The organism is Brevundimonas sp. (assembly GCF_016742135.1).
Lineage (GTDB): Bacteria > Pseudomonadota > Alphaproteobacteria > Caulobacterales > Caulobacteraceae > Brevundimonas.
Window position 1 is genome coordinate 524,185 of sequence record NZ_JACVCG010000001.1, and the last position, 19,328, is coordinate 543,512.

19 protein-coding genes and 1 tRNA gene are annotated in these 19,328 nt (G+C 65.9%); 8 read left to right on the plus strand and 12 right to left on the minus strand.

Features of this window, described 5'->3' with window-relative positions:
- Positions 1-19 precede the first annotated feature (19 nt).
- Positions 20-1,810 carry a hypothetical protein gene (locus IBJ06_RS02550; protein ID WP_292156946.1) on the plus strand — a complete coding sequence of 597 codons (1,791 nt, stop codon included), beginning with the start codon at positions 20-22 and terminating at the stop codon, positions 1,808-1,810.
- A gap of 212 nt (positions 1,811-2,022) precedes the next feature.
- Positions 2,023-3,105, plus strand: a complete 1,083-nt coding sequence (locus IBJ06_RS02555; protein ID WP_292156947.1) for a 50S ribosomal protein L11 methyltransferase — start codon at positions 2,023-2,025, stop codon at positions 3,103-3,105.
- Here IBJ06_RS02555 and IBJ06_RS02560 read toward each other — a convergent pair.
- Positions 3,071-4,003 carry a 2OG-Fe(II) oxygenase gene (locus IBJ06_RS02560; RefSeq protein ID WP_292156948.1) on the minus strand — a complete coding sequence of 311 codons (933 nt, stop codon included), beginning with the start codon at positions 4,001-4,003 and terminating at the stop codon, positions 3,071-3,073. The genes IBJ06_RS02555 and IBJ06_RS02560 overlap by 35 nt on opposite strands.
- 281 nt (positions 4,004-4,284) lie before the next feature.
- Between IBJ06_RS02560 and IBJ06_RS02565 the strand changes: the two genes are divergently transcribed.
- From IBJ06_RS02565 to IBJ06_RS02575, 3 genes are read left to right on the plus strand one after another with little or no spacing between them, the layout of a single operon-like run.
- Entirely contained in the window at positions 4,285-5,013 is a 729-nt protein-coding gene (locus IBJ06_RS02565) for a class I SAM-dependent methyltransferase (RefSeq protein ID WP_292156949.1), read from the plus strand.
- Entirely contained in the window at positions 5,010-6,044 is a 1,035-nt protein-coding gene (locus tag IBJ06_RS02570) for a hypothetical protein (RefSeq protein ID WP_292156950.1), read from the plus strand. Before IBJ06_RS02565 ends, IBJ06_RS02570 begins: the two co-directional genes overlap by 4 nt.
- Positions 6,035-6,535 (plus strand): lasso peptide biosynthesis B2 protein, encoded by a 501-nt coding sequence (locus IBJ06_RS02575; protein WP_292156951.1) that lies wholly within the window; start codon positions 6,035-6,037, stop codon positions 6,533-6,535. Before IBJ06_RS02570 ends, IBJ06_RS02575 begins: the two co-directional genes overlap by 10 nt.
- A gap of 458 nt (positions 6,536-6,993) precedes the next feature.
- On the opposite strand, the gene IBJ06_RS02580 is transcribed toward IBJ06_RS02575, so the two are convergent.
- The 8 genes from IBJ06_RS02580 to IBJ06_RS02615 form a co-directional block, all read right to left on the minus strand.
- Positions 6,994-7,083: transfer RNA gene (locus tag IBJ06_RS02580), tRNA-Ser, on the minus strand.
- An 81-nt stretch (positions 7,084-7,164) separates the two neighbouring features.
- Positions 7,165-8,124 (minus strand): NAD regulator, encoded by a 960-nt coding sequence (locus IBJ06_RS02585; RefSeq protein ID WP_292156952.1) that lies wholly within the window; start codon positions 8,122-8,124, stop codon positions 7,165-7,167.
- A 2-nt stretch (positions 8,125-8,126) separates the two neighbouring features.
- Positions 8,127-8,756: an HD family hydrolase gene (locus IBJ06_RS02590; RefSeq protein WP_292157279.1), complete on the minus strand. Its 630-nt coding sequence runs from the start codon at positions 8,754-8,756 to the stop codon at positions 8,127-8,129.
- Between the two features lie 119 nt (positions 8,757-8,875).
- Entirely contained in the window at positions 8,876-9,697 is an 822-nt protein-coding gene (locus IBJ06_RS02595) for a methyltransferase type 11 (RefSeq protein WP_292156953.1), read from the minus strand.
- Positions 9,698-9,768: 71 nt separating this feature from the next.
- Entirely contained in the window at positions 9,769-10,629 is an 861-nt protein-coding gene (locus tag IBJ06_RS02600) for a MoxR family ATPase (RefSeq protein WP_292156954.1), read from the minus strand.
- Between the two features lie 67 nt (positions 10,630-10,696).
- The gene (locus tag IBJ06_RS02605; RefSeq protein ID WP_292156955.1) at positions 10,697-10,900 is read right to left on the minus strand and encodes a hypothetical protein; all 204 of its coding nucleotides are present in this window, start codon (positions 10,898-10,900) and stop codon (positions 10,697-10,699) included.
- Positions 10,897-11,289: a hypothetical protein gene (locus IBJ06_RS02610; protein ID WP_292156956.1), complete on the minus strand. Its 393-nt coding sequence runs from the start codon at positions 11,287-11,289 to the stop codon at positions 10,897-10,899. Before IBJ06_RS02610 ends, IBJ06_RS02605 begins: the two co-directional genes overlap by 4 nt.
- Before the next feature lie 49 nt (positions 11,290-11,338).
- Positions 11,339-13,120: a tetratricopeptide repeat protein gene (locus IBJ06_RS02615; protein WP_292156957.1), complete on the minus strand. Its 1,782-nt coding sequence runs from the start codon at positions 13,118-13,120 to the stop codon at positions 11,339-11,341.
- Positions 13,121-13,261: 141 nt separating this feature from the next.
- Between IBJ06_RS02615 and flbT the strand changes: the two genes are divergently transcribed.
- The 3 genes from flbT (at position 13,262) to IBJ06_RS02630 (ending at position 15,026) form a co-directional block, all read left to right on the plus strand.
- Positions 13,262-13,687 (plus strand): flagellar biosynthesis repressor FlbT, encoded by a 426-nt coding sequence (gene flbT / locus IBJ06_RS02620; RefSeq protein WP_292156958.1) that lies wholly within the window; start codon positions 13,262-13,264, stop codon positions 13,685-13,687.
- Entirely contained in the window at positions 13,647-14,012 is a 366-nt protein-coding gene (flaF, locus tag IBJ06_RS02625; RefSeq protein ID WP_292156959.1) for a flagellar biosynthesis regulator FlaF, read from the plus strand. Before flbT ends, flaF begins: the two co-directional genes overlap by 41 nt.
- Positions 14,013-14,198: 186 nt before the next feature.
- The gene (locus tag IBJ06_RS02630) at positions 14,199-15,026 is read left to right on the plus strand and encodes a flagellin (RefSeq protein WP_292156960.1); all 828 of its coding nucleotides are present in this window, start codon (positions 14,199-14,201) and stop codon (positions 15,024-15,026) included.
- Positions 15,027-15,072: 46 nt separating this feature from the next.
- On the opposite strand, the gene IBJ06_RS02635 is transcribed toward IBJ06_RS02630, so the two are convergent.
- The 3 genes from IBJ06_RS02635 to IBJ06_RS02645 form a co-directional block, all read right to left on the minus strand.
- Positions 15,073-15,708, minus strand: coding sequence for an exopolysaccharide biosynthesis protein (locus tag IBJ06_RS02635; protein ID WP_292156961.1), 636 nt, complete (start codon positions 15,706-15,708; stop codon positions 15,073-15,075).
- Positions 15,709-15,786: 78 nt separating this feature from the next.
- Positions 15,787-17,238, minus strand: a complete 1,452-nt coding sequence (locus IBJ06_RS02640; protein ID WP_292156962.1) for a sigma-54 dependent transcriptional regulator — start codon at positions 17,236-17,238, stop codon at positions 15,787-15,789.
- A gap of 135 nt (positions 17,239-17,373) precedes the next feature.
- Positions 17,374-19,242, minus strand: a complete 1,869-nt coding sequence (locus tag IBJ06_RS02645) for a DUF4153 domain-containing protein (RefSeq protein ID WP_292156963.1) — start codon at positions 19,240-19,242, stop codon at positions 17,374-17,376.
- Positions 19,243-19,328: the final 86 nt, after the last annotated feature.

Here is a 19,328-nt window from a genome sequence, read left to right on the forward strand (position 1 = left end):
CGGACAAGCGGAGCTTCACATGCGCAGACGCACCTTCCTGACGGGCACGGCGGCGTCCGCCGCCTTCGCACTGTCCGGCCCGGAACTGGCTCTCGGGCGGATGCAGGGAAGGGACGCGACCACCGTGGCCCTCCTGACCCAGGCGGCCGACCGGTTGGCGGCGGAGGTGCTTGAGGGCCTGGAGCGATCCGGTGCCGGCATGGGCGGTGCGCGCGGCACCCTCCGTCAACTGCGACGCCTGTTCACGCCCTACATATGGCCGGACTCCCGCTACCATCACAGCGCGGCCCTCGAGGGGCCCATGGAAACCCTGCTCAGCCGGGTCGAGGCGGCCCAGCACGACGACGGCACCTTCAGCGGGGGAAACCGGCACTCGCCGCCGGACTCGGCCTTCCTTATGGAAGACATGGGGGCCATGACCGAGGCTGCGGAGGGTATCCGTCATCCGGTGGTGCGGGCCATTTCAGACCGTCTGGCCGCGATGATGCGCAAGGCGGGCCCCGCGCTGCGTACCGGCGGCATACACACGCCGAACCACCGCTGGGAACTCTCGGCGGCGCTGGCGCGGATCGATCGGGTCGACCCGAATCCGGCCTATCGCGCCCGCATCGACGAATGGCTGGCGGAGGGCGTCGATATCAACGCCGAGGGCATCTATTCCGAACGCAGTTCCAACTATGCCCAGGCCGTCAGCAATCCGTCGCTCCTGCGGCTGGCCCGCCTGCCGGGGCTGGAGGGCTTGAAACAGCTGGTGCGGCGCAACCTTGAGACCACGATCGACATGGCCGAGCCGACCTATGGCGATGTCGAGACCATCTATTCACGACGCCAGGACCAGGCCCAGAGCAGGCAGACCCTGCACACCTATTATCTGCAGTACCGCGAATTGGCGCAGGACTTTGACGATCGTCGCTTCGCGGGCGTGGTCCGCTGGATCGAGCAGCACGACAGCAGCCAGCTGGGCGACGCCCTGGCCGATGTTCTGGACCATCCGAAGCTGGCCGGGCCGATCCCGTCGCCGGTCCAGCCCTTCGTCGATCTCCAGCGCTATTTCCGAACCGTCAATCTGGTGCGTGAGCGCCGCGGCGACATGACGGCCAGCTTCTATGCCGGCAGCGACTGGTTTGAGAACGGTGAGCCCTCGCGCTTCTACAACACCATCGGCTCGGGCCTGGCCACCAATCCGACCCTGATGCGCCTGTGGAAGGGGCCCCTGGTCATCGACGCCATCCGGGTGATCCCCGACTTCTTCAGCATGGGGCATTTCCGTCCCTCCCATATCGCTCTTTCCGATGACGGCGCGGTCACCCTGAGCGGCGAGATGAAGGTGCCCTATTACCTGCCCATGCCGGCGGAGCGGCGGGATCCGGATGGAGCCTATGCCCTCAGCCGATCGGTCGACGGCAGGTTTAACAGCGCGCTCGATTTCAGCCACCGCCCGGCCCATTTCCGCAGGCTGGCGATCCAGATGGTCGCCCGGCCCCAGGCGGATGGCTATGCACTGGATTTCATCACCGACGGAGAAGCCGAGGTCGATATCGCCATCGAGGTGACCCTTCGCCCCGGCGGCACCCTGACAGGTGTGCAGGAGGTCAGCGGCGTCGGTGCGATACTGACAGGAGCGGAGGCCAGCTATACCGTCGGAGGCCAGACCCTGCGCCTCGGCCCCGGTGGCAGCGATGCCATGCCCCGCGTGAGCTCCGGCGAACAGTACAGCTGGGCCGGCGGACGCCTGAACCTGGCCGGCGAGAAGGTTTACATAACGGGCCAGACCCCCTTCAGCCACACCCTGCGTCTCGCCTTCGACTGATCCGAAGGGCAGGTGTGAGTTCTCGACGCGGTTGATGGCCCACCGTCCGACCTCCTGCTTCCCGGCGTTTCCGAGTCCTTCATCGCAGTTTTGCAGGACCGCACCCTGTCAGGGGTGATGCCTTGGCGTGACCGGGCCCCCTCACGACCTTCATGAACTCGGGGCGCGTAAAGACCGCTGACGCCGCGCTTCACGGGCTCTATAACCCCGGGATGACCATGAGCGAAACAAACGCAGATATCCTCGCCCGATATGCGGCCGTGCAGGGCCGCCCTGAAGAGATGGCGATGCTCTGCAGCCTGCTTCGCGAGCGTGGCCTTTTCCCGGATGCGCTGGCGCTTGGCGAGGCGGCGGTGGCGGCGGCACCTGACAGTCTGGCGGTGGACATGTGCGTCCGGAGCGCGCTGGCGCAGGGGGTTCAGTCGTTCCACAGGTCCATGTTGCTCGACGGCAAGCGCAATCGCGCCTACGCCCGTGCTATTGAGGCGGTCGTCAAGCCGGGCATGACGGTCCTCGAGATCGGCTGCGGAGCGGGCCTGCTGGCCATGATTGCCGCACGCGCGGGTGCCCGGGTTGTGACCTGCGAGACCAAGCCCGTGATCGCTGCTGCAGCAACGGAAATCATCCGCCGTAACGGCCTTTCCGACCGCATCCGCGTCGTGGCCAAATATTCGACAAATCTGACTATTCCGGATGATCTCGAGAGGCCGGCCGATCTGGTGATCCACGAGATCTTCGGGGCCCAGTTGTTCGACGAAGGCGTCACCCGCTCGCTGAGCGATGCGAGAGCGAGGCTGTTGAAGCCGGGTGCACCCTCCGTCCCCGGGCGCGCCTGCGTGCGCGTCGCCCTGGTGCGCGACAATCGCGAGCGTGACTGTCGCAATCTGAAGGATGTGGAAGGCTTCGACCTGTCGGCGTTCGAATTGCTTCAGGAGCCGGAGCGGTGGATCAGGCGAGGGCAGCTACACAAGGTGGAGATGTGCTCGGACCCTGTCTCCGCGCTCTGCATGGATTACGACCGCTCGCCTCCCTTCGGGCCGGCCTCTGAAACCGTCTCCCTGACCTCGACGGGCGGGCGCATCGATGCCGTGATGCAATGGATATCGATTCAGTTCGGGCCCGATGAATCGTATGAGAACGCGCCGCTTCCGCCCGACCCGGAGTCCAGCTGGGGCGTGTCCTTCAGACGCCTGCCTTCGCCCATTGAAACTGTGGCAGGGGAACGCGTCGATGTGACCCTGCGACATCGGGGAATGCTGCTCACGCTTGATGTCGCCAAGCCCCATGTTGGCTGACCAGGCTCTGCGGGCTCGCCGCATCGACCCTTCCGATCCATCGCGGGAGTTGTTCGTCGCCCAGGCGTTCGGCCTCCGGTGGTCTTCCGACCATCCGCTTGTCCAGTTTCGAGCGGATGAGGGATCCGGGCCACCCGATGTGCAGGTGAGGCGCGTCGAGAGTCTTGGCGACAGGGCTGGCGGACGGGTCGTCAACAATGGCCTGGTGTTCGCCGATGGCGCGCGCTTCCGGTTCGGTGACGCCATGTTCGACACCTTCGGAGGGGACCGTGTCGATTGGTGGTGTCCGCAGGGGCATGAGATGCCGAGCGCCTTTTACGGCACCGTAGCCGCCAGGGCCCCCGGACAGGAGTGGATGGACGCGATGCTCACAGCGTGTCGACACCTCGAAGACCAGAGCAGTGCCCGGGCTGTCATGCTTGAACTCGATCAAGGTCTGTCCATCAGGTTGGCTCCGCATCTCGAACAATCCGCCCGTGTAGGGTGCTTCGCCCAGTCCGATTGTGATTCCCAGCCGACGCGGCACCGGTCCGTTCAGGTCGTCGTGCCACGCCAGTTCGTCGCCAGCCCGCGCCCGGGTGCGGACGATTCTGCCCTCGACGCCTGTGATGGGTGCGCAACCGCTTATCGCCTCAAGCCAGCGGAACAGTTGAGGGCGTCGCAGGGCCAGCAGCAGGGCCGTTCCCGCCACTGGCGGCCTTTCCACCTCGCGGTGGCCAAGGTGTTCGACGTGATCGGAGGCGAAGGAAGCACGGTCGCACGCGGCCATGACAGAGCGCAGCAGTCCGGGCTCCAGCACGTCGGGCAGGACCAGGGCACGAGAGCGTGCGAAAGCCGCGCGGGCGTGGGCCACGTCCGGAATCGTCGCGCCCATCGGACCAAGGCTGGGTGTATTCAAGGCGCAGCATCCATGGGCGAGGGGCAACCCGTATGGGGGAATTCGGCGGGAACTCCGACTGTCCTCGAAGTCATGCCCGTCTTGCAATGATCAAATGTCGGCTGCACGACGTGAACCGGGCGACCTGCTCCTGTGGTCCCCGTCACAGAGACAATTGAGTTGACCTCGGCCCGGGATTTCGGAGACGTGTCCTGATGAGTCCACGGGGCAGTGTCAGGGCGGGGAGGGTGGCGACGCGCCGGAGCAGACTGGCGGAAGCAGGGCTGGCGCGGCTTGGAGATGTGCTCCGCCTGTTCCGGGAGCCCCGTGCATGGTCGGAACTGGTGACACGCACATTGTTCCCCTCCCGCATACACCAGGACAACAGCTTCACCTGGCCCGACCGATACCCGGCCCTCTTCACTGCGGCGCAAACGCTGCTGGCCGACCGCGCGCCTCTCCGGATTCTCTCGTTCGGATGCTCATCAGGCGAAGAGGTCCAGAGCTTGCGTCACTACTTCCCGGACGCGGTGATTGTCGGTGCCGAGATCAATGCCAGTCTGCTGCGGGCCTGTCGTGAACGGGAGGTAGAGGGCCCGACGTTGTTCATCAGCTCGAGGGATGAGGTCATTCAGGCCCATGGACCCTTCGATGCAATCTTCTGCATGGCGGTGTTCACCCGGCGGCCGCATGAAGTAGAGACACGGGACATGCGTGACATCAGTCGCTTCTACCCTTTTGATCGGTTCGCGGCGTGGGCGCGGTTTCTCGCCTCCCAGCTGACGCCCGGAGGCCTTCTCATCGTCGAGCATGCCCTTTACCGGGTTGAAGATGCGCTGGAGGGATTGCCGTTCAGGCCGGTCCTGACCCATGGGTTTGCGCCCGCCAAGGGGCCGCGTTTCGATCCGTCCGGGATGCGGCTGGCATCGCCGCAACTGATCGCCCGGATATTCTCGCGCACAGCACTCGCCAGCACGCGCGAACCTGAGCCGCCGGCGTCACTGTTGCCCAGCAAGTATGGCGAGGCATGACCGGGCAAACGCGTCCCTTGGCCAGCCGTCGGGTCCTGGGCGAGGCACTGGCGCGCCGGGCGTACGGGGAACGCCGGGTCCGTCTCGCCAGCCGGGACCTCAGCGGATGCGAGCATCTGGTCTCGACCCGCCGCGGGCTGTTCGCCGTGGCCCGTGATGGCCATCGCCTGATCGCCCACGGGCAGTTCTTCGGCCTCACGGTGGCCGGGAATACCCTCTTCGCCTTTGAAGCCTGCGATCGACCGAGCGCGCTGAGCCGCCTTGGCCGCATCGTGCGGCTGCATCGCGCCGGCGACGAGATCGTGGCAGCCGACGTCTTCGTGGACGGCCTCGACAACGGGTGCCACCAGATCGATCTGATCGGCGACACCCTGTTCGTTGCGGACACCTATCGGCAGATTGTCGTCGCGATCGAGCCGGACGGAACCGTGCATGAATATCAGCCGATACCGTTGGCGGCGGCGCGCGATTGGGAGAACGGCTACGTCCATCTGAACTCCCTCATCGCCAGCGGAGACTACCGTCTTGCGCTTCTTCACAACGGCGCGGGGCACACGGGACTGTGCAGCGAGGTAGCGATCCTCGACGCCGACTGGCGCCTGATCGAGCGGCGCCCGCTCGCGGGATCCGGGTGTCACGGCCTGGCGGTGCTGGAAGACGGTACGCTGCTTTCCTGTGGGTCGTTCGCCGGAGAGCTGATCGGCTCCGACGGCTTGCGGGTGAAGGTGACGGAGCTGATGACCCGTGGCCTGTCGGTGGGCCGGGAGGAGATCGTCGTCGGCGGTTCGGTCTTTGCCGAACGGGATGTCCGTGACAGGTCAACGGGAGAGGTCTTCTTTCTCGACCGGGACTATCAACTGCTCGGAACGCTGGCCATGCCCGCCCCGCCAACGGAGATTCGCCGTATCGACGGGGCGGATCTGTCGCTTTCAAATCATGTCCACCGTCTGGGCCTCGAGGTGCGCTGGCCGGCGAGGCCGACGCCCGCTGCGATCACAACGGGCGAAAGGGTGAAGGGGGTATGGCCGTGACACGAGCGGTGATGCTGCTGGGAAAGCTGCGGGCGGCCTCGCGTTTGCCCCTGCCCCTGATCGCCCTGATCCCCGTCGCATGGCTTCTGATCGGAGCCGCCGCGACGCTGGTGGCGGTTGCGCCGTTCCGACGGATCGCCCCGCTGCTCGGACGCAATATGGGCGCGGCGGCCCTTGCGCCGATCGGCTCGGCAAAGGAGCTCGACAGGGCCGTGCTGATCGCGCGCGCGATCAGCTTTGCTGCCCGCTATATGCCGCTCAGGTCGGACTGCCTGCCCCAGGCGATCGCCGGCGTGGCCCTCTGCCGTCTGCTGAGGGTGCCCTATGCGGCCTATTTCGGGGCCTCGACGTTTGTGCCCGGGCGGCAGGGCCAACTGCTCGCGCATGCCTGGCTCCAGTGCGGACCGGTGGTCATCACCGGCGGGCGCGGCAGTTTCGGCGCGTACGGTGTCGTCGCCTGTTTCGTGTCGCCACACCCCCGCTATCCCTGATGGCGCGGGTGAAGGGGGACGTGATGATCGAGTGGCAGGAAAGCCCGAAGGGCCGCATCGCCTACGCCGCTCGGCTTGAGTTGGCGGTTGCAGCGCTCGCAAGGCAACCGGGGTCCCCCCGCCTGCTCGCGGGACGGCAGTACCCGGGCCGGTGCGCTTGAGCTCGGCGATGCGACCAGATTCTTCCCGGATTTGAACCGTGCTGGGATCGGGTCTGGCTGAAGCCCCGCGCAGGCTGGCTGACGCTGATCCCGTCGCACATGTTCCATGACGTCATTCCCACGGGTACGCGTGAGCCGCGCATTTCGACTGCGGCCGATCTCACCCCGGTCTGGGCTTAACAGGACGAGACGGTGAGGGGCGACTTTCCGCCGGGGCCCGCCTGCCATCAGGACTTCTGTCCCTGCTCACGACCACTGCGACGCTAAATAATCGTTGATATTCAATAATTCAGGCGATGGCGGAGAGGGGGGGATTCGAACCCCCGGTACCCGTGAAGGCACGCCGCATTTCGAGTGCGGTACATTCAACCACTCTGCCACCTCTCCGCGGGGCCGTCGTGTTCTGGTCGAACGGACGGCTTCTCTAGTCGGACAGGGGCCGCGCCGCAAGAGGCCACGACCGCGATTTCAGCGCAGCGCGGGCAGGGGCAGGCCCAGGGTCTGGCCGTCGAGCGGATCGACGGCGCTGCGGGTGAACAGCTCGGCCGGGCGACCGCCGGTGCCGGTGCTGAACCGGCCCGTGGGGCTGACCAGACCGGTGCGTTCGACGCCCCTGCGGAAATTCTGCTTGTGCAGGGATATGCCGGTGATGGCTTCGGCCGCGCGCTGCAGATCGGACAGGGTGAAGACGGGCGGTACCAGGTCGAACAGGACAGGGCGGTAGCGCAGCTTGCTCCGCAGCCGACCGAGACCCGTGGCAAGGATTCGCCGGTGGTCCGAGGCCATGGGGGCACCGGAGGGCAGGGTCGACCGGTCGCGGTCCGCGTCACGAGCGGCCTCCTGCACCAGACCGGCCTCATAGAGCAGTTCGTAACGCTCGAGAACACGGCTGTCGCTCCAGCGCTGGTCCGCCGGGGTGGCGAACAGGGAATCGACGCGGGCGCGGCGTCGCGGGTCGGCCTCGGCCCAGGTGTCGAGGGCACCGTCCAGCGGACCCAGCGAAGGGGGGCGTCCCTGACGGTGATCTTCCCAGGGAAAGAAGTCGAGCACGGGCCGCCAGCGGGCCTCGCTGCCCAGGCGGACGATGGGGCCGGTGTCCGCCGCATCGGCGGTCAGCGCCAGATAGCCGACCGAGACCTCGCGCAGGCGCTCGGGCCCCGGCGTGGCGCGGGGCGAGGCGCGTCCGAGGTCGCCAAAGGTGTACAGCTGTTCCACATAGCCCGGACGAAAGCCGGTCTGGGCGGTGACGAAGGCCCGGAGGGCCAGCTCGAAGGTGCGGTCCCGTGCCGGATCGAAGGGGCCGAAGGGCAGGGCGGCGGAGCCGTCTTCCGCCCGCGTGGTCAGAACGACCGCTTCCCCCAGTCGAAGGCCCATCACCACGGCCGAAAGGCCGATGCGGATGCCGGTGGGTGGAGCGGGCTCGGCCATGGTCAGCTTCGGCGCCCGCCGGCGCGACGAGGCACCTTTGGCGTCCAAGGCGCGGGCCTGGGCGCGGCTGCGGCATCCCGGGCGGCGATCAGGGCATGGTAGCGGTCCATATAGCGCGCCTGGGCGACAGAGGCGGGCTCGGGCCGGATCTCGAGGTCATAGCCGACGGGGGGACGTCCAAAGAATCCGAGCGCCTCGCTCTTGCTGAAGCCGGCCAGCTGGGTCGCTTCGAAATAGGCGCAGGCCTTGTCGGCCGTCTTGATCAGGGTCTTGATGGCGCGCGGGGTTTTGGCGGGAAGACCGAACCGGAGGTGAATGGCCGTCTCCAGACGGCTTTCGAAGTCCTTGTAGTTTACGCCGAGCGCCGATTTGAACGGCGAGATCATGTCGCCGATCACATATTCCGAAGCATCGTGCAGCAGGGCGGAGAGCAACCACCCGGGCTCGATGTCGGGCTCGATATGGGCGACGATCTCCTGAACGATCACGCTGTGCTGGGCGACGGAAAAGGCATGGTCGCCCACTGTCTGGCCGTTCCATCGGGCCACCCGGGCCAGCCCATGGGCGATGTCCTCGATCTCGATGTCGAAGGGCGAGGGGTCGAGCAGGTCAAGCCGCCGCCCGGACAACATGCGTTGCCAGGCGCGGGGCGCGCGGGAGGAGGATGAGCGGTCAGCCAAGTCGGTTCCTTTGATCAGGCGGTCAGGTGACCGATCCTGAGCCTCGGATCAAGGGGCCGGATGGATTCGACCTATTCCCCGACGTTCAGCGTCAGGAGGTCGCGGGCGTCCTCCAGCAGAGGGTCCCGGCGGGTTTCCTTGGCGCGGACCACAGCGATCACCAGCGGTCCGCCCGCGGGGCCGCGGGCTTCATATCCGACAAGCCGCCAGCCCAACCCCTGCGTCTGCCCATCGGTGATCAGCCAGGTGGCGCGCGTGGCATCCCCCGCCGCGCGGGTGCGGATCATGGCACCGTCAGCCGCGGCCTGTATGTTGACGCTGTCGTCCCCGGAGCTTCCCTCGATCTTGACGCTGGAGGTGCTGTCATTGGCGTCGATGGTCACGCCGCCGATGCGGATGCGGGCGCGGTCGCCATCGGCATTAATCGACAGGCCAGGGACATTGACCTGGGCTTTGTCACCTTCGGCCTGGACGCGCATCCCGGGTGCCTCGACCGTGGCGCTGTCCGGCCCGGGCGTTCCTGCGCGCGGCTCGGTCCTGGACGAAGCCTCGATGGCCGCGATGGTTTGGGGCATGTCCGCAGACAGGCGGTCCTCGAAAGCCTTCAGCACCGCATCCGGGGAGGCGCCGTCCAGCGGCTGGAGATGCAGGGTGACCTCGGAGCCCCGCGGACCGGCGTACACGCAGACCGTGCCGCCGTGCTGGGCCGTACCCTTGCGTGTCAGGCTGCCCTGGGTCTGGGGGCACTGAAGGGTCTGGACGACCTTGAGCACACCCTTGTTCGCGCCGCCTTCGCGGGTGGTGGTGATGCGGATCGAGTCATCCCCGCAGGCGGCAAGGCCGGTGGAGGCCAGCAGGAGACTACCGATGATCAGGGTGGGCGTACGTTTCATCAACACGTCCTCTTCGATCCCCATCCTGCTTCGCGGGGGGCAGAAATCCAGTGAAATCGCGGTAAGCCGACTCAGCCGCCCGGTCGGGCCCCTTCCCGGCGACTGAGGAAGGCCAGGCGCTCGAACAGATGGACGTCCTGCTCATTCTTGAGCAAGGCCCCGTGCAGGGGCGGAATGAGCTTTGAGCCACTGGTTTCACGCAGGGTGGCCGGATCGATGTCATCGACCAGCAGCAATTTGAGCCAGTCGAGCAGTTCGGAGGTGGATGGCTTCTTCTTGAGACCGGGCGTGTCGCGGATTTCGTAGAAGGTACGAAGGGCCTCGGACACCAGACGTGGTTTGATGTCCGGGAAGTGCACGTCGACGATCGACTTCAGTGTCTCGGCATCTGGGAAGCGGATGTAGTGGAAGAAGCACCGCCGCAGGAAGGCGTCGGGCAGTTCCTTTTCATTATTCGAAGTGATGATGACGACCGGCCGGGTGTCGGCCCGGATGGTTTCGCCGGTTTCCTGCACGAAGAATTCCATGCGATCGAGTTCCTGGAGCAGGTCGTTGGGGAACTCGATATCGGCCTTGTCGATCTCGTCGATCAGCAGGACGGGACGTTTCGCGGCCGTGAAGGCCTCCCACAGCTTTCCGGGTTTCAGATAGTTGCGCACGTCATGCACGCGCGCGTCGCCGAGCTGGCTGTCGCGCAGCCGGCTGACGGCATCGTACTCATAGAGGCCGTTGTGAGCCTTGGTCGTGGATTTAATGTGCCAGGTGATCAGGGGGGCATCCAGGGCCTTGGCCAGTTCATAGGCAAGGACTGTCTTGCCCGTGCCGGGCTCGCCCTTGACCAGCAGCGGGCGTTCCAGTGCCACGGCGGCATTGACAGCCACCTTGAGGTCCTCGGTGGCGATGTAGCGCTGCGTGCCCGCAAATCGGCTCATGAACGGCGGTCCCTTCCGGTGTGATCCCGGAAGGGTGGTAGCCGATGGGCGCTCAGGTGAACAGGGATCAGGTGATCCGCTTGGGTGTCGGCGGATCGCTGGCGGGGAAGCTTTCCTCCAGGGCCTCATCCTGAAGGGCGTCCTGACGACTCTCCGACTCCGACAGTCGGTCTTTCAGCTGATCCGGTTTGCCGGATTCCCGTTCGACCTTGCGGGCATAGGGGGCGTCGGCATCGTGGTCATCTTTGGTGGGCCGGTTGCTGTTGGTCATGCGGGTGTCCTGTCTGATGAGGGGGCGTCCTCGTCGGGGCCGTAGCCGAGGACTTCGATATCGTCGTCGTCGAGCCTGCGGGCCTCCCAGTGCGCGGCACTGGACTGGGCACCACGCCGGTTTCGCATCAGGCCGTCATAGACCAGTTCGACCTCGTCCGACCCGGCCTCGACCGGCCCTTCCAGGTCATCGTCATCAAGCGCCGCAAGGTCGACGAGGTCATTCTCGTCCTCGTCATCCTCACCCGCATCGCCCTCTCTCTGGGTGACGTCCAGCACATCGTCGGCTTCGTCGGGCAGGATGTCACCGTCGCCCTCGTCGTCGATGTGGGTCTCGTCGAAGGTTTCGGACTGGTCCTGTTCGTCAGGGGTGTTTTCGGGGGGTGTCATCGCTGTCTCCTGTCGGGGAGAGAACGCGACGTATGCCAGCCCCGTTCCGTCAGCCGGAGGCTCTTTCTGCCAAGGCCGCGGCGACGTCCCGGATGGCCTGATCCCAGCCATCGAAGGTCCGGCTGAAGGTGCGCGCGTGGGGATAGAAGGGGTACCGGTCGGTTCCCAGCAGGTGCCAGTCATCCGGCGCGTAGATCAGCCACGTCTCGGCCCCGACAGCGGCGGCGATGTTGGTGCCGGCGATGCCGGGCCCGATGACAACGTCCATGGCCAGGGACAGGGCGGCCAGATCCTCAAGGTCATCCTTGAGATTGATCGGCGGCGTCCACAGGCTGACGCCGGCGGCCTCGGCGGCGGCCAGGTCGGCACTGACGTCCCCGCACTGCAGATTGACCATGACGCAGCCCGGGGTGGTCAGCACGGGCTTCCACCGCTCGAAGCTGGAGAAGTAGCGGGCGCGCACGCCGTTCAGGACCAGACTCTTCCAGTGAAGGCCGACTTTGAGGCCCGGGCCCAGGGCTTCGACCTCGGCCTTCCAGTGGGCGACGCGCGCAGGGTCGGCGACCAGATAGCCCGTCCGGTCTGGGAAGGCGGCCACTGTCGGACGGAAAACCGGCATCAGACTGGCCATCGGCACCCACGCGTCGGCGGACGGCGCATCGTCGCCCTCCATGAAGGGGATGTAGCGATAAAGACGGCCTTCCATCCTGACGGCGCGGTGCCCGCCGACAATCGCCTGCGGGAAGCTGCGCTGGAAGAGGTCGATCAGCCGGGGTTCGACGGCGATGATGACCTGCCCCTCGGGCCCGACGGCCTCGATCAGATCGCCGAGGGCGGTGCCGAACACCATTTCGTCTGCGATGCCCTGTTCGCCCACCACCAGCAGACGTCGGCCCCGGGCGGGCTGGGTCTCGGGATCCCATCGCGGCATGTCGACCACGGCGTGCATGGCCTCGGGCATGTCGGGGCTGAGGCGGATCTCATAATCGGCCCATCCGCCCGGAAGGTCACCGGCTCCCAGGCGCAGAAGGGCGCGAGCCATGGTCATCATGGCGGTCTCATAGCCCGGCTCGGCCCCGGGGAAGGCGGCGTCGATGTCGGCCAGCGCTCCCTCCAGGTCGCCCAGCGGCTGGCGGACATTGGCGCGATTGTAGCGGGCCTTGGAGAATTCGGGGTCGAGGCGCAGGGCTTCCTCAAAGAAGGTCAGGGCGGTCGCCATGTCGCCCTGGTCGCTCTGAACAGTGCCGAGGGTGTTCCAGAGCAAGGCGCTGCCCGGTTCCACCTGGATCATGTCACGCAGTACATCCACGGCTTCGGCATAACGATTCATGTCGCGCAGTACGCAGGCCAGGTTGTTGGTGGCGTCGACATGGCCGGGTTCCACAGCCAGAAATTTGCGCAGCAGCTTTTCGGCGATCTCGGGTTGTCCCAGGCGCTGGGCCAGGCGGCTGAGGTCATGGGCGATATTGTTCTCGTCCGGCATCAGGGCGAGGGCCGCTTCATAGGCCGACAGGGCCTGGGCCAGATGGCCCGACTTCTCCTGACAGATGGCCAGAACATGCCAGGCGAGGCCGCTCTTCTCGTCGATCTTCAGAACCTCGAGGCAGCGTTCCGCCCCGCGTGTGTAGTCCTGCATACGCACGGCCGCGACGGCGGATTTCAGCAACTCGACCATGCGGCGCTGGGTGCGCGCCGAGCCCGCTCGTCCCGACAGCTTTCGCGACAGGCGGTTAAGGGCGTCGGTGGAGGCGGCGTCGCCCGCCACTCCCTGGGCGACGGCGAAGGGGCCGTGGGCAATCGGGGTGTCGGCATCAAGAGCGGGGAGGGTCATGCGGAGCGGACTTTTCGTGGCGGGGTTTCGCCGCCAGTCTGACCGGGGCTTCACAACACACGGTTAACCACGACTGTTTAGAGGCTTTTGGAGACCGCCGCGCTAGTTCGCAGGGGCGGGACTGAAGGGGAGGCCCGCCCGATGCCGCTGAAACTGTCCTTGAAGCCGGGTGAACGTTTCGTGCTGAACGGCGCCGTGGTCCAGAACGGGGATCGCCGCAGTGTTCTGGTTCTGCAGAACAAGGCCAGCGTGCTGCGCGAGAAGGACATCATGCAGCCGGACGAAGTCAACACGCCGGCCCGCCGCATCTATTTCCCCGTCATGATGATGTATCTGGACGAGGCGGCGGCCCCCAAGTTCCATGATGAATTCACCTTGCGGGTCAGCGAGTTCATGAGCGCGACGCGCAATCCCGAAGCGATGGCGGATTGCGTCGCGGCGTCGCGGCATGTCCTGGCGCGCGAATATTACAAGGCGCTGATGACGGCGCGGAAACTGATCGAATACGAAGAGCAAAGGTTGGGTCATGTCGCTTCAGGCGTACAGCAAGGCCGCGACGCGGACTGAAACCCCGCGTGAGATGGAATACCGGCTGTTCGGCCAGGTAACGCGGGCCCTGATGCAGGCGGCGCAGGCGGATCCGTCGGATGTCGCCACCCGCATTGACGCCCTGGACTGGAACCGTCGTGTTTGGTCTGCCCTGGCGACTGACTGTTCGGATCCCGGCAACGCCATGGGCGAGGCCCTGCGTGCCCAGATCATCTCGATCAGCCTGTTCGTCAGCCGTCACAGCTCTCAGATCATGCGCGGCGAGGAGGATTTCGAGCCGCTGATCGATATCAACCGCATGATCATGCAGGGCCTGGCCCCGCCTGCGTCGGAAGCTGCCTGATCCTTATTGCCGACCCGGAAGCTCTTGCCGGTCGAGGCGCCTCCCTCTTGGAAAAAACCGTTTGAAATCATGCCGCAAGGGCCCCGGCCTCGGCGGCATTTTTCTTGCCTGTGCGGGGGTGAACCAGAACTGGTTCGACGGTCAGAAGACCGTTAACCCACCCGACCAGAATGGAAGGACCCGCCGATGAGCAATTCGGTCAATACAAACGTGGGCGCCCTGATTGCGCTCCAGAACCTGAACGCCACCAACGCTGAACTTGCGGTCACCCAAAGCCGGATCAACACCGGCAAGAAGGTGTCCAGCGTGAAGGACAACGGTGCCATCTGGGCTATTGCCCAGGGGCAACGTGCCGAGATCGGTGCCCTGGGGGCGGTCAAACAGTCACTGGACCGTGGCGTAGCCGCAGTCGATGTGGCCATCGCGGCGGGCGAGACGGTCTCTGACCTCTTGCTGCAGTTGAAGGAGAAGGCACTGGCGGCGACCGATGCGTCGCTGAAAACGGCGGCCCGGGCCGCACTGAACGAGGACTTCCAGGCCCTGCGCGACCAGATCGCGACCGTGACCGCCAACGCCGAATTCAACGGGATCAACCTGCTGAAGACCGGCGCCACCGGTTTCAACGCCCTGGCCAATGCGCAAGGCAACGCCACCCTCACCGTGGGAGCGGAGGTGATGGCGCTGGGAAGCACCAATGTCAGTGTGGCCACGACGCAGTCGATCGAAACCCTGACGAAGGCGGCCGCCTCGCTGACGGCCGTCAACAACTCCATCGATGCCGTCTCGGGCGCGCTCGCGCGTCTGGGCACCAAGTCGAAGGCCCTGACCACCCATCTGACGTTCGTCGGCAAGCTGACGGACTCGCTGGAATCAGGGGTCGGGAATCTGGTCGATGCCGATCTGGCGAAGGAAAGCGCCAAGCTTCAGGCGCTGCAGACGAAGCAGCAACTGGGGGTCCAGGCCCTGTCCATTGCCAACCAGACTCCGCAGCTGGTCCTGTCGCTGTTCCGATAGGTTCGATGCACCTGAGGCCGGAGGGTTCACCCTCCGGCCTTTTCATTCAGAAGAGCCGGGCCGCCATCTCCCACAGGCCCAGCAGGACGCGGCTGACGGTTTCCCAGACCAGCCAGGTAAAGGTGGCCATGCCGGCCGAGATCACCCAGCCGATTAGCATCATCACGCCGTCCTTCTGCATCAGACCAAAGCCGAATGCGGCGACGATGAGTGACGGAAAAAGGTTGAAGCCGATCAGCGGCAGCATCAGCACCGCCGCCCAGATCACGCACATCAGGCCGATCAGGGCCTCGGACAGGTCCGAGCTCATGAAGCTGAGGCGAGGGCGGCTGAATCGCTCGACCCTCTGCAGGCGGCTCTTCACCTTCTCTGCGGCTTCGGCAAAGGCCGGGCGGGGAATGTCGCGCTTCATGATCCAGCCGGGCAGCCACAGCTCGTCCCTGCGGAACAGAAGCTGCACCCCGATGATCATAATGGGCACGCCCAGCACGGTGGTCATGCCCGGGATCACCCCGATGACCGCGCTGAGCAGTCCCAGCGTCAGCAACAGAGCACCGAACCCCCGCTCTCCGAAGGTTTCGACCAATTCTTCCATGGGCAGGATGGGATCGTCGACCGCGCCGACGTCCGTCAACACCTGGGAGAAAGGGCGCGCTTCGAAGGAGTTGGAATTGTCGTTCATGAGCCGTCGCTGAACAGGGTCATATGCCTCTTGGCCCGTATCGCGTCGCTGCGCCACTTAAGAAACCGCAATGCGGCGTCAGGCAGACTGTTCCATGTCGATGTCCAGCCCCTGTTCGCGGACCTTGCGATAGAGGGTGGAGCGACCGATGCCGAGCCGGCGGGCGATCTCGGACATATGGCCAGCATAGACCTCGATGGCGTGCTGGATCAGGTCGCGTTCGATCTCCTCAAGCGTGCGCAGGTGGCCCTTGCCGTCGAGGATGCGGATCGGCGTGTCGGGAGCAGAGGGCAGGTCGTGGGCCAAGGCCGCCGGAGTGGCCCCGGGCGCGGCATCCAGTTCGGGCGTCGGCATGGCTACGCCTGAGATGGCCGGAAAGTCATGCGGCCTCAGGAACGGCCCGTCGGCCAGCACGATGGCACGATAGACGGCGTTCTCGAGCTGACGGACATTGCCGGGCCAGTCGAAGGCTTTCAGCAGGTCTGCGGTCTCGGGCGCACAGCCGACGACGCGTTTGCCTTCCTCGACATTGAAGCGGCCGATGAAGTGATCGACCAGAGCCGGGACATCCTCGCGGCGGTCGCGCAGGGCGGGGGCCTCGATCGGAAAGACGTTCAGGCGATAGAACAGGTCCTCGCGGAACGCCCCGCCCTCGACTTGTTTGGCCAGGTCGCGGTTGGTGGCCGAGACGATGCGGACGTCCACCCGGACGGGGCGTTTGGATCCGACCGGGTCGATCTCGCCTTCCTGGAGGGCGCGCAGCAGCTTGACCTGCATGTCCAGCGGCAGTTCGCCGATCTCGTCAAGGAACAGGGTGCCGCCGTCGGCTTCCTTGAACTTGCCGAGGTGTTTGTCGTGGGCGCCGGTGAAGCTGCCCTTCTCGTGGCCGAACAGGATCGACTCCACCAGATTGGCGGGCAGGGCGCCGCAGTTGACGGCCACGAACGGCCGTCCGGCCCGGTCCGAAGCGCCGTGCAGGGCGCGGGCAATGACTTCCTTGCCGACGCCGCTCTCGCCGGTAATCAGAACCGGAATGGTCGAGGAGGCTGCGCGGATGCCCAGCGCCTTGACCATGCGCATGGCGGGGCTGTCGCCGACCAGATCGTCAAAGGTGGTGCGACCCGAGGTGTGCTTCTTCAGCCGGCCAACCTCGGCGGTCAGCTGGGTCAGCTGCAGGGCGTTCCTGACCCCGACCAGCAGGCGCTCGGCCGAGACCGGCTTGACGAAAAAGTCCTGGGCCCCTGCCTGCATGGCCTTGACCACGCTTTCGATGCCGGCGTTGGCGGTCAGCACGATCACCGGGGTGGTCACACCCGCGGCGCGCAGTTCGGTCAGGCACTCGAGGCCCGTCATGCCCGGCATGACCATGTCCAGCAGCACCACATCGGCCCCGCCACCCTTGGTCAGGGAGTCGATCGCCTCGCCGCCGTTTTCGGCCTGGGCGACGGCAAAGCCTTCGCGCTCCAGAACCGCCTGGACCAGGCGGCGCTGGGTCGGATCGTCATCGACGACCAGAACGGTCTTGGCCATAGAGCACCCCTTATCATCACCGGCGGCCGGTCTCGCGGGCAGACCCCCGGACTGGCTCGTTTCGGGACGGGTGTACCCCGGATGCGGTGAAGATCGCGTTGTCCGGCGTGGTGTGCGCGGGGTTAACGGGTCAATTCAATAGACCCAACCGTGACCCCTCGGATTGAGCCTGCCGTGCTCCTCAATTTCCGCGACCTCGGGCTGCACTTCGTCATCACTGGCCGGGCATTGACGGTACCAGCCATCGAAATCGAGTTGGATGCCGCCAATAGTTAGTCCGGGCCACCTGTTTCGGCGAGCTTCGATGCCGCCCTCCCGGATGAGAGCCGTTCCTTCCTTGCAAGAGGGTGCTTCGTAGGAGCCGACACCGTTCCACACGCCATCAGGCTCGGAGACGAAAATGTACACGAAGAAAGTCGTTCCCATCAGGATCTCATCTCTTCCATCCCCGTCCACATCAAACAGGGTCGCCACGCAGTCGGATGTCGACCTGCACCCTGTCCGACTGTCATCAATCAGTTCTGATGGGTTCAGAAAGGTCTCGGGAAGAGCCGTGCCTTTCGGCCATGCCTCGATGACGGGCTTGACCGTTCTGGACGGGCGGTCGGGGTGTAGCCGCTCTTCTACGGCGTTCGTCGATTCCCACCTGATGCGACGAAGCTGTGCGTCCTGAGCCAGCTTGGCAATCTCGGGGTCATCGGATTTCGTCAGCCGTTCCAGCGCCGCCCTCCCGACCTTGCCGCTCTCGAAGCGCAGGAAACGATAGTCGAACTGCTCGGGCGTGACCGCGCCGCGCTCGAGGCGGGCCATCTGGTCCATGACCGACAGGCGGGCGGGGTCGAGCACCGGGCTGAACAGCAGCACGATCAGGGCGACAATCAGGGCGCCGGTGCCGACGTTGGTGCGCTCCAGCGGCTGCATCCAGTCGCGCCCGCGCAGGCTGGTGATCGCGGCCCAGGCATAGCCGAGCGCATAGGCCAGACCGGCGAGGATACAGGCGGCGGCCACGATCCGGTCCGGCGTCAGACCGTGCTGGCCGATGCGGAGCGCCAGACCTGTACTGGCCACGGCGACCAGCGGGATTAACAGCAGGCCGCCGACAATCACGGCCCAGCGCAGCACCAGCGGCGGGCGGGTGTCGTCTGTGCCATCTTGATAGGCGGCATTGATCAGGACGATCAGCACGGCGGCGGCGGACAGCATCAGGGCGGTGGCCGAGCCCTGGTCCCAAAGGCCGGACAGGCCGGTGAAGGGCAGGGCCGCCAGGAAGGCCGCGGTCAGCACGGCGATGACCGGCAGCAGCCACGACAGCAGCATCAGCACGACCGACCGCACCCCCCGGATCAGCCCGTCGCGGACATCGGTCAGATGCACGGCCAGTGCGAAGGTCAGGCTGGTGACCGGCAGGTTGAACCAGGGCTCGGCCAGCAGCTCGCCGAACGCCCGGATGCCGATCAGGCCGAACAGGCCGGCGCCAAGAAACAGCAACAGCCACAGGGCGCCGGTAAAGCCGACCGACAGGGCCAGTTGCACGCCCGCCTTCCACGCCACGTCGAAATAGCGGGGGTAGGCGGCGATGCGGCGGCCTTCCTGATCGGCGGGAACGATCAGGTGATGGGCAATGAACAGGGCGGCCGCGAGGAAGGGGAACAGCGGCGGCGACAGGAAGGGTTCGCGCTGGTCGATCAGCACCTGACGCGCCATGTCATGCCAGCCGAGCAGGGCCAGTGTCGCGGCCGCCACCCCGGTCCAGATAAGCAGTGTCTTCAGCCTGAGCCGGCCCAGACCGCCCAGCAGCACGACGGGCAGGTAGGCGGCGACCAGCACGAGGGGGCCGAACAGTTCGGGTATGGTGGCGGGCCACAGGCGGGGGGTGTGGTCCACGCTCCAGTAGAGGCCGTAGAGCGCCAGGCCCTGCAGCAGGCCGATCAACAGGCGTGGCAAGATCAGCCCGCGATGCCCGGACGCCATGGCAGCGCGTGTGGTGGTGTCAGCTTCGATCATCAAGGGGCCCCCCCGAACCGGCATCTGGGCACAGTTTGCGGGGCGAGGCCAGACTTCGAGCCCGCCTGCCGGTTGCCTCCACGGGT

What these genes read in the sequence shown, in the direction of transcription:
- IBJ06_RS02575 (WP_292156951.1), top strand. Translation starts at nt 6,035, where the DNA reads ATGGCCGTGACACGAGCGGTGATGCTGCTGGGAAAGCTGCGGGCGGCC.
- IBJ06_RS02590 (WP_292157279.1), bottom strand. Translation starts at nt 8,756, where the DNA reads ATGTTGTCCGGGCGGCGGCTTGACCTGCTCGACCCCTCGCCCTTCGAC.
- IBJ06_RS02645 (WP_292156963.1), bottom strand. Translation starts at nt 19,242, where the DNA reads ATGATCGAAGCTGACACCACCACACGCGCTGCCATGGCGTCCGGGCAT.
- flaF (WP_292156959.1), top strand. Translation starts at nt 13,647, where the DNA reads ATGTCGCTTCAGGCGTACAGCAAGGCCGCGACGCGGACTGAAACCCCG.
- IBJ06_RS02605 (WP_292156955.1), bottom strand. Translation starts at nt 10,900, where the DNA reads ATGACCAACAGCAACCGGCCCACCAAAGATGACCACGATGCCGACGCC.
- flbT (WP_292156958.1), top strand. Translation starts at nt 13,262, where the DNA reads ATGCCGCTGAAACTGTCCTTGAAGCCGGGTGAACGTTTCGTGCTGAAC.
- IBJ06_RS02640 (WP_292156962.1), bottom strand. Translation starts at nt 17,238, where the DNA reads ATGGCCAAGACCGTTCTGGTCGTCGATGACGATCCGACCCAGCGCCGC.
- IBJ06_RS02595 (WP_292156953.1), bottom strand. Translation starts at nt 9,697, where the DNA reads ATGAAACGTACGCCCACCCTGATCATCGGTAGTCTCCTGCTGGCCTCC.
- IBJ06_RS02600 (WP_292156954.1), bottom strand. Translation starts at nt 10,629, where the DNA reads ATGAGCCGATTTGCGGGCACGCAGCGCTACATCGCCACCGAGGACCTC.
- IBJ06_RS02635 (WP_292156961.1), bottom strand. Translation starts at nt 15,708, where the DNA reads ATGAACGACAATTCCAACTCCTTCGAAGCGCGCCCTTTCTCCCAGGTG.
- IBJ06_RS02550 (WP_292156946.1), top strand. Translation starts at nt 20, where the DNA reads ATGCGCAGACGCACCTTCCTGACGGGCACGGCGGCGTCCGCCGCCTTC.
- IBJ06_RS02630 (WP_292156960.1), top strand. Translation starts at nt 14,199, where the DNA reads ATGAGCAATTCGGTCAATACAAACGTGGGCGCCCTGATTGCGCTCCAG.
- IBJ06_RS02570 (WP_292156950.1), top strand. Translation starts at nt 5,010, where the DNA reads ATGACCGGGCAAACGCGTCCCTTGGCCAGCCGTCGGGTCCTGGGCGAG.
- IBJ06_RS02585 (WP_292156952.1), bottom strand. Translation starts at nt 8,124, where the DNA reads ATGGCCGAGCCCGCTCCACCCACCGGCATCCGCATCGGCCTTTCGGCC.
- IBJ06_RS02610 (WP_292156956.1), bottom strand. Translation starts at nt 11,289, where the DNA reads ATGACACCCCCCGAAAACACCCCTGACGAACAGGACCAGTCCGAAACC.
- IBJ06_RS02555 (WP_292156947.1), top strand. Translation starts at nt 2,023, where the DNA reads ATGACCATGAGCGAAACAAACGCAGATATCCTCGCCCGATATGCGGCC.
- IBJ06_RS02615 (WP_292156957.1), bottom strand. Translation starts at nt 13,120, where the DNA reads ATGACCCTCCCCGCTCTTGATGCCGACACCCCGATTGCCCACGGCCCC.